The 8,916-nt window shown below is 71.2% G+C and carries 6 protein-coding genes and 1 tRNA gene; 1 reads left to right on the top strand and 6 read right to left on the bottom strand.

The window, feature by feature from the left end; genetic code table 11:
- Positions 1-41: 41 nt before the first annotated feature.
- The 6 genes from pknB to ACFUEL_RS28840 all read right to left on the bottom strand — a co-directional run bounded on the left by pknB (position 42) and on the right by ACFUEL_RS28840 (position 8,347).
- Entirely contained in the window at positions 42-2,093 is a 2,052-nt protein-coding gene (pknB, locus tag ACFUEL_RS28865; RefSeq protein WP_380239704.1) for a Stk1 family PASTA domain-containing Ser/Thr kinase, read from the bottom strand.
- A gap of 281 nt (positions 2,094-2,374) precedes the next feature.
- Positions 2,375-3,832 carry a peptidoglycan D,D-transpeptidase FtsI family protein gene (locus ACFUEL_RS28860; RefSeq protein WP_380239703.1) on the bottom strand — a complete coding sequence of 486 codons (1,458 nt, stop codon included), beginning with the start codon at positions 3,830-3,832 and terminating at the stop codon, positions 2,375-2,377.
- Positions 3,829-5,334: an FtsW/RodA/SpoVE family cell cycle protein gene (locus ACFUEL_RS28855; protein ID WP_380239702.1), complete on the bottom strand. Its 1,506-nt coding sequence runs from the start codon at positions 5,332-5,334 to the stop codon at positions 3,829-3,831. The genes ACFUEL_RS28860 and ACFUEL_RS28855 overlap by 4 nt, the downstream gene beginning before the upstream one ends.
- 34 nt (positions 5,335-5,368) lie before the next feature.
- On the bottom strand, positions 5,369-6,886 hold the full coding sequence (locus ACFUEL_RS28850) for a PP2C family protein-serine/threonine phosphatase (RefSeq protein ID WP_380239701.1): 1,518 nt from the start codon (positions 6,884-6,886) through the stop codon (positions 5,369-5,371).
- A gap of 45 nt (positions 6,887-6,931) precedes the next feature.
- A complete protein-coding gene (locus ACFUEL_RS28845) occupies positions 6,932-7,456 on the bottom strand; it encodes an FHA domain-containing protein (RefSeq protein ID WP_380239700.1) in 525 nt (174 codons plus the stop codon).
- A gap of 12 nt (positions 7,457-7,468) precedes the next feature.
- Positions 7,469-8,347: an FhaA domain-containing protein gene (locus ACFUEL_RS28840; protein WP_380239699.1), complete on the bottom strand. Its 879-nt coding sequence runs from the start codon at positions 8,345-8,347 to the stop codon at positions 7,469-7,471.
- 353 nt (positions 8,348-8,700) lie between these two features.
- Between ACFUEL_RS28840 and ACFUEL_RS28835 the strand changes: the two genes are divergently transcribed.
- Positions 8,701-8,784 (top strand) — tRNA-Leu (locus ACFUEL_RS28835).
- The last annotated feature ends 132 nt before the right edge of the window (positions 8,785-8,916 follow it).

The following is an 8,916-nucleotide window of genomic DNA, read 5'->3' as shown; positions in this document are numbered from 1 at the left end:
GAACGGTGCGGCCCCTCGGCCGTTGCCCTGCGGTCGCCGCGCTACGGCTTCGTGGTGGGGCCGTCCGGCGTCTGGTCGCCGGCCTTGGTCCACAGCTTGACGCTGCTGTTCGGCGGGATCAGGGTGTTGGCCGGCGGGTCGCTCTTGATCACGATCGCGTTGTCGTCCTGCGGGCCGCCGTTCACCACCACCGACTGCAGGTGGTTCTTCTGGAGGTCGGCGATGACCTGCTTGTAGGTGTGGCCCTCGGTGATCGGCATCGGGACCTTGTCGGCGAGCTGGCCGACCGTGATGGTGATCGCGCTGCCCTGCTTGGCCTGGGTGTTCTTCACGCTCTGGTCGAGGACCTGGCCGGCCTGGGTGGGGTCGGTGACGATCTTGTTGGTCGGCGTGACGGTGAACCCGGCGGTGTTGAGGATCTGGGTGGCGTCGTCCACGGCCTTGCCGATCACGTTCGGCACGGCGACCTTCTGCTGGCCGGAGGAGACCGTCAGGGTGATCGTGGTGCCCGGGGCGGCCTTGTCCTTGACGTCCTGCGAGACGACCTTGTCCTGGTCGACCTTGTCGTCGTTGGCGTAGGTGATCTTGACGTCGAAGCCCTTGTCCTTGAGCGTCTTGCTCGCGGCGTCCTTGGTCTGGTTGGTGACGTCCGGCACGGCGACCTGGGCCGCGGCGGCGGCCAGGTGCACGGTGATCGTGCCGTCGGAGTCCATCTGGCCGCCCGCGGCCGGGCTCTGGGTGCAGACCTGGTCCTTCTGGACCTTCGGGTCGGGGCAGTCGGCGGCCGGCTCGCCGGCGGTCACCTTGAGCTTGGCGCTCTGCGCCTTGGCGGCGGTCGTCGCCTCGTCCAGGGTCATCCCGGTCAGGGTCGGGACGCTGCTCTTCCCGGCGTTCGAACCACCGGACTTCACGATGGCCTGCACCACGAAGAACGCGCCGACCAGGACCAGCACCGCCGCGACGGCGAGCACGATCCAGGAGGTGTTGTTCTTCTTCGGCGGCTCCTCGCGCCGCCGACTGCTGCGGCCCTCGTAGCCGTCCCCGTCGCCGCCGTAGCCGTTGTCCTGGTAGCCGCCGTACGGGGCGGGCTGCTGGTTGCCGGTCGGCGGCATCATGGTGGTCGGGCCGCCGCCCTGCTGGGGCAGCACGTTGGTCTGGCCGTACGGGTCGTACTGGTTGCCGCCCTGGTCGTAGCCGTAGCCGTAGCCGGCCGCGCCCATGCCGTAGGCCGCCTGCTGGGCGGCGGCGACCGGCAGGCCGTCGAGGAAGCGCTCGATGTCGTCGCGCATCTCGTCGGCGGACTGGTAGCGGTAGTCGCGCTCCTTGGCGAGGGCCTTGAGCACGATCGCGTCGATCTCGGGCCGCACCTCGGGGTCGTACGAGGACGGCGGCGCGGCCTCCTCGCGGACGTGCTGGTAGGCCACCGCGACGGGCGAGTCGCCGACGAACGGCGGCCGGACGGTCAGCAGTTCGTACAGCAGGCAGCCGGTGGAGTACAGGTCGGAGCGGGCGTCGACGGTCTCGCCCTTGGCCTGCTCGGGGGAGAGGTACTGGGCGGTGCCGATGACCGCGGAGGTCTGGGTCATCGTCATGCCGGCGTCGCCCATCGCGCGGGCGATGCCGAAGTCCATCACCTTGACGTTGCCCTGCCGGGTCAGCATCACGTTGGCGGGCTTGATGTCGCGGTGCACGATGCCGGCCCGGTGCGAGTACTCCAGGGCCTGCAGGATGCCGATGGTCATCTCCAGCGCCCGCTCGGGCAGCAGCCGCCGCCCGGTGTGCAGCAGTTCGCGCAGGGTGGAGCCCTCGACGTACTCCATGACGATGTACGGGATGGAGATCCCGTCGATGTAGTCCTCGCCGGTGTCGTAGACCGCGACGATGGCCGGGTGGTTCAGCGAGGCCGCGGACTGCGCCTCGCGGCGGAACCGGGCCTGGAAGGAGGGGTCGCGGGCCATGTCGGTGCGGAGGGTCTTCACGGCGACGGTGCGGCCGAGCCGGGTGTCGTGGCCGAGGTACACCTCGGCCATGCCACCGCGTCCGAGGACGCCGCCGAGCTCGTACCTGCCGCCTAGGCGACGAGGCTCTTCCATATCTCCGACCCTCTCCCCCACCGGTCGGTGAGGATGTGACGTAGGTGTCCCCGCACGCTCTCTTCGGACGCCTCGGCCCCCGCCGCGGTTCCACGGCTGGGCCGGCGGTTTCCGGCTGCGGGTACACCCGCTGCTGGCGGATACGCTACCGGGCCAACCCGAGCTGCCCCCGGCAGGCTGCCAGCTGAGACCAGACCGGTATCGACCGGGACCGTCCCATTGTGACAATTCCGGCCGCCGATCGAGGACCGGCGGCCGGAATGTGACGCATGCGACCGGTCCTACTTGCCGAGGGCCGCCTGCATCATCGACTTGGCGATCGGCGCCGCGATCGAACCGCCGGAGATCTCGGAGCTCTGCGCGGCGCCGTCCTCCACCACCACCGCGACCGCGACCTGCTTGCTGTCGCCGTCCTTGGCGTAGGAGACGAACCAGGCGAACGGCTTGCCCGCGTTGTCCTGGCCGTGCTGCGCGGTGCCGGTCTTGCCGCCGACCGTCACGCCGGGGATGTTCGCCCGCTTGCCGGTGCCCTTCTTCACGACGTCCTCCATGAGCTGCTGGAGCTTGCGCGCGGTGTCCGGCGAGACGGCCTGGCTCATCCGGTGCTCGGTGTGGGTGGAGACGGCGTGGCCGGGCGCGCCCTCCTGGGCGACCAGGTAGGGCTCCATCAGCGAGCCGTTGTTGGCGATCGCGGCGGCCACCATGGCCATCTGCAGCGGGGTGGCCCGGGTGTCGTGCTGGCCGATGGCGTCCATCGCGGTGCCGTCGGGGGAGGAGCTGCTGGGGAAGTAGCTGGCGGTGGCCCGGATCGGGATGTCCACCTTGTCGTTGTTGAAGCCGAACTTCTCGGCCTGCGCGCGCAGGGTGTCCCCGCCGAGCTCGGCGCCGATCTTGCCGAAGACGGTGTTGCAGGACAGCGCCATCGCGTCCAGCAGGGTGGCGTCGGTGCAGGGCTCGTCGGGGCTGTCGTTGACCAGCGGGGTGTGGGTGCCGGGCAGGATGTACGTCTCCGGGGTCGAGGTGGCGTCCCCCGGTTCCTGGAACTTGCCGGTCTCGAACGCGGTGGCTGCGGTGACCAGCTTGAACGTCGAGCCGGGCGGGTAGGTCTGGCGCAGCGCCCGGTTCAGCATCGGCTGGTTCGGGTCGGCCTGCAGCGCGTTCCAGGCCGCGGAGTCGGCGTCGGTGCCGCCGGCGAAGGTGCCCGGGTCGTAGGACGGGGTGGAGACCAGCGCCAGGATCGCCCCGGTGCGCGGGTCGATGGCCACCGCGGCGCCCTTCTTGTTGCCGAGGCCCTCGAAGGCGGCCCGCTGCACCTTCGGGTCGATGGTGGTGACGACGTCGCCGCCCTTCTTGGGCTTGCCGGTCAGCATGTCCAGGGTGTTGCGGAAGAACAGCCGGGAGTCGGTGCCGGACAGCACGCCGTCCTCCAGCTTCTCCAGCTGGCTGGCGTCGAAGATCTGCGAGGAGTAGCCGGTGACCGGGGCGTACATCGGCCCGTCCACCCAGGCGCGCTTGTACTTGTAGCGCAGGCCGTTGACGAAGTCGGACTTGGTGACGGGCTGCCCGCCGACGATGATGTTGCCGCGCGGGGAGGCGTACCGGTCGTACTTGGCCCGCTCGTTGTGCGGGTTGCTCGCCCAGGCCGAAGCCTGCACGCCCTGCACCCAGTTCACCCGGGCCATCAGCGCCAGGATCAGCACCAGGCAGAAGATCGAGACCCGGCGGATCGGCTTGTTCACGAGGACGCTCCCCTGCTCTGGCCCGGCGTGCCGTACCCGGGCGGCCCGTAGCGGTCGGGGCCGGCGGGCTCCGGGATGGCCGGCGCGGGTTCGGCGGCGGGTTCGGCGGCCGGGCGGCGGGCGGTGTCGCTGATCTTCATCAGGACGGCGATCAGCGCCCAGTTGGCGACCACCGAGGAACCGCCCTGGGCCAGGAAGGGCATCGTCATGCCGGTCAGCGGGATCAGGCCGGTGACGCCGCCCGCGACCACGAACACCTGGAGGGCGAAGGCCGAGCTGAGGCCGACCGCGAGCAGCTTGCCGAACGGGTCGCGGGCCGCCAGGGCGGTGCGCAGGCCGCGCTGCACCACCAGGCCGTAGACCATGAAGATCGCCATCAGGCCGGTCAGGCCCAGCTCCTCGCCGAACGAGCCGAGGATGAAGTCGCTCTTCGCGGCGAACTGGATCAGCCAGCTGCGGCCCTGCCCCAGCCCGGTGCCGACGGTGCCGCCGGAGCCCAGCGACATCAGGGTCTGGCCGATCTGGTCCGAGGAGTGCTCGGGGTGGTTCGGCCCGAACGCCGCCATCGGGTCCAGCCAGGCGTTGATCCGGGTCTTCACGTGCGGCTCGCTGGTGGCCACCACGGCGGCGCCGCCGAAGGACATCACCAGACCGAAGACGATCCAGCTGGTCCGCTCGGTGGCGACGTACAGCATCACCACGAAGAGGCCGAAGAACAGGAAGGACGAGCCGAGGTCGGTCTCGAACACCAGGATCAGGATCGACAGCAGCCAGACCACCACGATCGGGCCCAGGTCGCGGCCGCGCGGCAGGTACAGGCCCATGAACTTGCGGCTGGCCAGCGCCAGGGCGTCCTTCTTCACCATCAGGAAGCCGGCGAAGAAGATGGTCAGGATGATCTTGGCGAACTCGCCGGGCTGGATCGAGAAGGACCCGAAGCGGATCCAGATCTTCGCGCCGAAGTTCGCGTCCTGGGACGGGAAGAAGGCCGGCGCGGCCAGCAGCACCAGCGCCACCACCATCGAGATGTAGGTGTAGCGCTGCAGGATCCGGTGGTCCTTGAGCAGCCACATCACGCCGACGAACAGCGCGATGCCCAGGCCCGACCACATCAGCTGGTTGGTGGTCGCCGGGTAGTTGTTCTTCAGCAGCGAGCCGGCCTTGTCGAGCCGCCAGATCATCACCAGGCCGAGCCCGTTCAGCAGCGTCGCCAGCGGCAGCAGCAGCGGGTCGGCGTACGGGGCGAACCGGCGCACCGCCAGGTGCGCGATGCCGGCCAGCAGGCCCAGGCCCAGGCCGTAGGACAGGATGTTGGCCGGCAGCGTGCCGTCCATCGCCAGGCCCACGTTGGCGTAGCCGAAGACCGGGATCGCCACCGCGAAGGCCAGCATCAGCAGTTCGGTGTTGCGCCGGTTCGGCACGGCGTCCCCGGCGGCCCGGCCGGCCGCGCGGCGGCGGCCGGTGGCGGGCGCGCGGTCGCCGCTCACGTCGAAGGTGCTCATGCCTGTGTGAAACCCCCCGGGTTCGACCGCGGCCCTACTGGGCCGAGCAGGACGCGGCGAGCTGCTGCTCCTGCTCGGTCAGCGGCGGCGCGGACGGCTCGGTGCCCTCGCCGGCGGCCGGGGCGTTCTTGGACTCTTCGACCTTCTTGCAGACGGCGGCCTGCGCGCGCAGGGTGTCCACCTGCTTCCGGGCGTCGTCCAGGCCGTCGGCCTGGATCTTCTTGGTCACCTGGTCGCGCTGGTAGGCGGGCAGGTACTTGAGCTCGACGTCGGAGAACTGCTGGTAGACCGAGCTGAGCTCGATGCCGGCCAGGTTCTGGTCCAGGCCGCGGTAGACCGCGACGTGGCCGTCCTGGGCCCCGACGTAGTACTGGTCCTGGTTCCACTGCCAGGCGAAGAAGCCGCCGGCGCCGAGCACCGCGAGCACCAGCACGCCGATCAGGGTGAGCTTCAGGCCGCGCTTCTTCTTCCGGCGGTCGACCGGCTCGCCCTGGTCGAACTCCTCGCCGGGCGCGCCGTACTCCGCCCCGCCGTAGCCGCCCTCGCCGGGCGGGAAGCCCCCGGCCGGGGCGCCGTAGCCCTCGGCGGGGCCGAAGTCGCCCGCCGGGGCGCCGAACCCGGGCTGCTGCTCGTAGCCGCCCTCGTAGCCCTGGGCGGGCCCGAAGGCGCCCTGCGGGCCCGGCTGCTGCGGGGTCCGGCCGAGGCCGGCGGCGCGGCCGGCCGGGGTGTCCAGCAGCTGCGGGTCGGCGAAGTGGTGCGGCTGGTTCTCGGCGACCGCGCCGACCACCACCGGGGCCTCGGCGGCCTGGCCGCTCAGCGGGTCGGTGGCGCCGACGTCGATCACGTCGGCGACGATGCAGGTGATGTTGTCCGGGCCGCCGCCGCGCAGCGCCAGCTGGATCAGCTCCTGGATGGTCTGCTCGGGCGCGTAGTAGCTGCCGAGCGTCTCCTCCAGGGTCTGGTGGCTGACCGGGCCGGACAGGCCGTCGGAGCAGATCAGGTAGCGGTCGCCGGCCCGGACCTCGCGGATCGACAGGTCGGGCTCGACCTGGCCGCGGCCGTCCAGGGCGCGCATCAGCAGCGAGCGCTGCGGGTGGGTCTCGGCCTCCTCGGCGGTGATCCGGCCCTCGTCGACCAGCCGCTGCACCCAGGTGTGGTCCTGGGTGATCTGGTCCAGCCGGCCGTCGCGCAGCAGGTAGGCGCGGGAGTCGCCGATGTGCACCTGGCCCATCCGCTGGCCGTCCCAGAGCAGCGCGGTCAGCGTGCAGCCCATGCCCTCGAGCTGCGGGTCCTGCTCGACCATCTGCCGGAGCCGGTCGTTGGCGGTCTGCACCGCCTCGTTGAGCAGGCTCAGCAGGTCGGCGCCGGGGTGCGGCTCGTCGAGCCGGACGATCGAGCCGAGGACCTCGGAGGAGGCGACCTCGCCGGCCGCCGCCCCGCCCATGCCGTCGGCCACCGCGAGCAGCCGGGGCCCGGCGTAGCCGGAGTCCTCGTTCCCTTCACGGATCAGGCCCTTGTGCGAGCCGGCGGCGAAGCGCAGCACGAGACTCATGCTGTCCGGGCCCTCCTTCGGGTGGAGCTGGTCCTCATGCGCTGACTACTTCCGCAGCTCGATGACGGTCCTGCCGATTCGGATCGGCACGCCGATCTGGAGCGGCGTCGGCGTGGTGAGCCGCTGCCGGTCGAGATAGGTGCCGTTGGTGGAGCCTAGATCCTCCACCGTCCACTGCCCAGCCTGATCCGGGTAGATCCTGGCGTGACGCGAGGACGCGTAGTCGTCGTCCAGCACGATCGTGGAGTCGTGCGCCCGGCCCAGCGTGATGGTCTGGCCCTGCAGCGCGACGGTCGTACCGGCCAGCGAGCCCTGGGTCACCACCAGGTGGGTGGGCTGGCCGCGGCGCTGCCTGGCCTGGGCCTGCTGGGCGGCGGCCGCGGGGGCGCCCTGGCCCTGCGGCGGGCGGCCCGCCGCGGCGGGGGCGGGGGCGGCGGCCCGCTGGGCGGTGCGCGCCGCGCCCTTGGTGTTGAACAGGTCGCTGCGGATCACCTGCACCGCGACGATGACGAACAGCCAGAGGACGGCGAGGAAGCCCAGCCGCATGACCGTCAGGGTCAGATCAGACATACCGGCCCGCTTCTACCCTTCGACCTGTCGGTAGACGATGGTGGTCGACCCCAGGACGATCCGGGAGCCGTCGCGGAGCGTAGCGCGCTGGGTGTGCTGTCCGTCCACCACGATGCCGTTGGTGGAGCCCAGATCCAGGACCATCGCGGGCGTACCGGGACGGATCTCCGCGTGCTTGCGGGACACCCCGGGGTCGTCGATCCGGATGTCCGCCTCGGTGGAGCGGCCCAGCACCACCGCGTTCTGGCTGATCTGGTGCCGGGCGCCGTTCACCTCGACCCAGCGCCGGGTGCCCGCGCCGCCGTGGCCCGCGCCGGGGAAGGGCCGCACGTTGCCCGGCGCGGCGGACGCCGGGGGAGCGGACGGCATCGCGGGCGGGGCGGCGGGCGGCGGCGGGGCGCCGTACGGTGCCGCGGCCGCCCCCTGGTGCCAGGGCGCGCCGGGCGCGGGCGGGGTCGGCGGACGGCCGTAGCCGGGCGGTGCGGCGGGCGGCTGGGCCGGGGCCCGCTGGGGCTCCTCGGCGGTCAGCGTCCGGCTGCGCACCCGGTACAGCCCGGTGTCCAGGTCGTCGGCCTTCTCCAGGGCGACCTGGAGCGGGCCCATGAAGCTGTACCGCTGCGCCTCCGCGTACTCGCGGACCATCCCGGCCAGCTCGTTGCCGAGCTGGGTGGAGTAGGGGCTGAGCCGCTCGTGGTCGTGCGGGCTGAGTTCGACGATGAAGTCGTTCGGAACGACCGTGCGGTCCCGGTTCCAGATGGTGGCGTTGTTGTCGCACTCGCGCTGCAGGGCGCCGGCGATCTCCACCGGTTGGACCTCGGACTTGAACACCTTCGCGAAGGTGCCGTTCACGAGACCTTCGAGTCGCTGCTCGAACTTCTTCAGGACTCCCACGGGGCACCCCCTCTCAGGGCGTCGGACGGGCCGGCTCGTCGGCTGGAAAGCGGTACTTCCGTACTGATCGTATCCACGCCCGGCCCTTCCGTACGGTTCCCCGCCTAGGTCGCGCCCGGAGGGGTACCCGCCGGACGGCCCGCTCACTCGTTCGCCCCGCCTCCGGTTGCGGGCCGCCGGGAGCCGTGCGGGGGGCCGGGTCGGAATGGATTCGCAGGTACGGCCGGGGGCGTGCTAATGTTTTCCATGTCGGAAGGGGCGCCCGAGAGGGAGCCGAACGGAAGACCCCGAGAGATGCGGTAAGCTTCTCGACAGGTCGGAAGAAGCGGTAAGCAACTGAAGACAACACCCATGCGCGGGTGGCGGAATAGGCAGACGCGCTGGATTCAGGTTCCAGTGCCCGAAAGGGCGTGGGGGTTCAACTCCCCCCTCGCGCACAGCGAGACACCGGTGACGGTGTCCTTGCAGTAACGACGGAACGGTCGGCATCGTAACCACGATGCCGACCGTTCTGCTTTTCCTGTTTTCCCCGGAGCGGGGCTCGCCGGAGCCGGCCCCCGCCCGCCCCG

The sequence above is a fragment of the Kitasatospora sp. NPDC057198 genome (assembly GCF_042670125.1).
GTDB lineage: Bacteria > Actinomycetota > Actinomycetes > Streptomycetales > Streptomycetaceae > Kitasatospora.
Note: the sequence above shows the minus strand (reverse complement) of the source record. Positions and strands in the feature narration are given on the sequence as shown.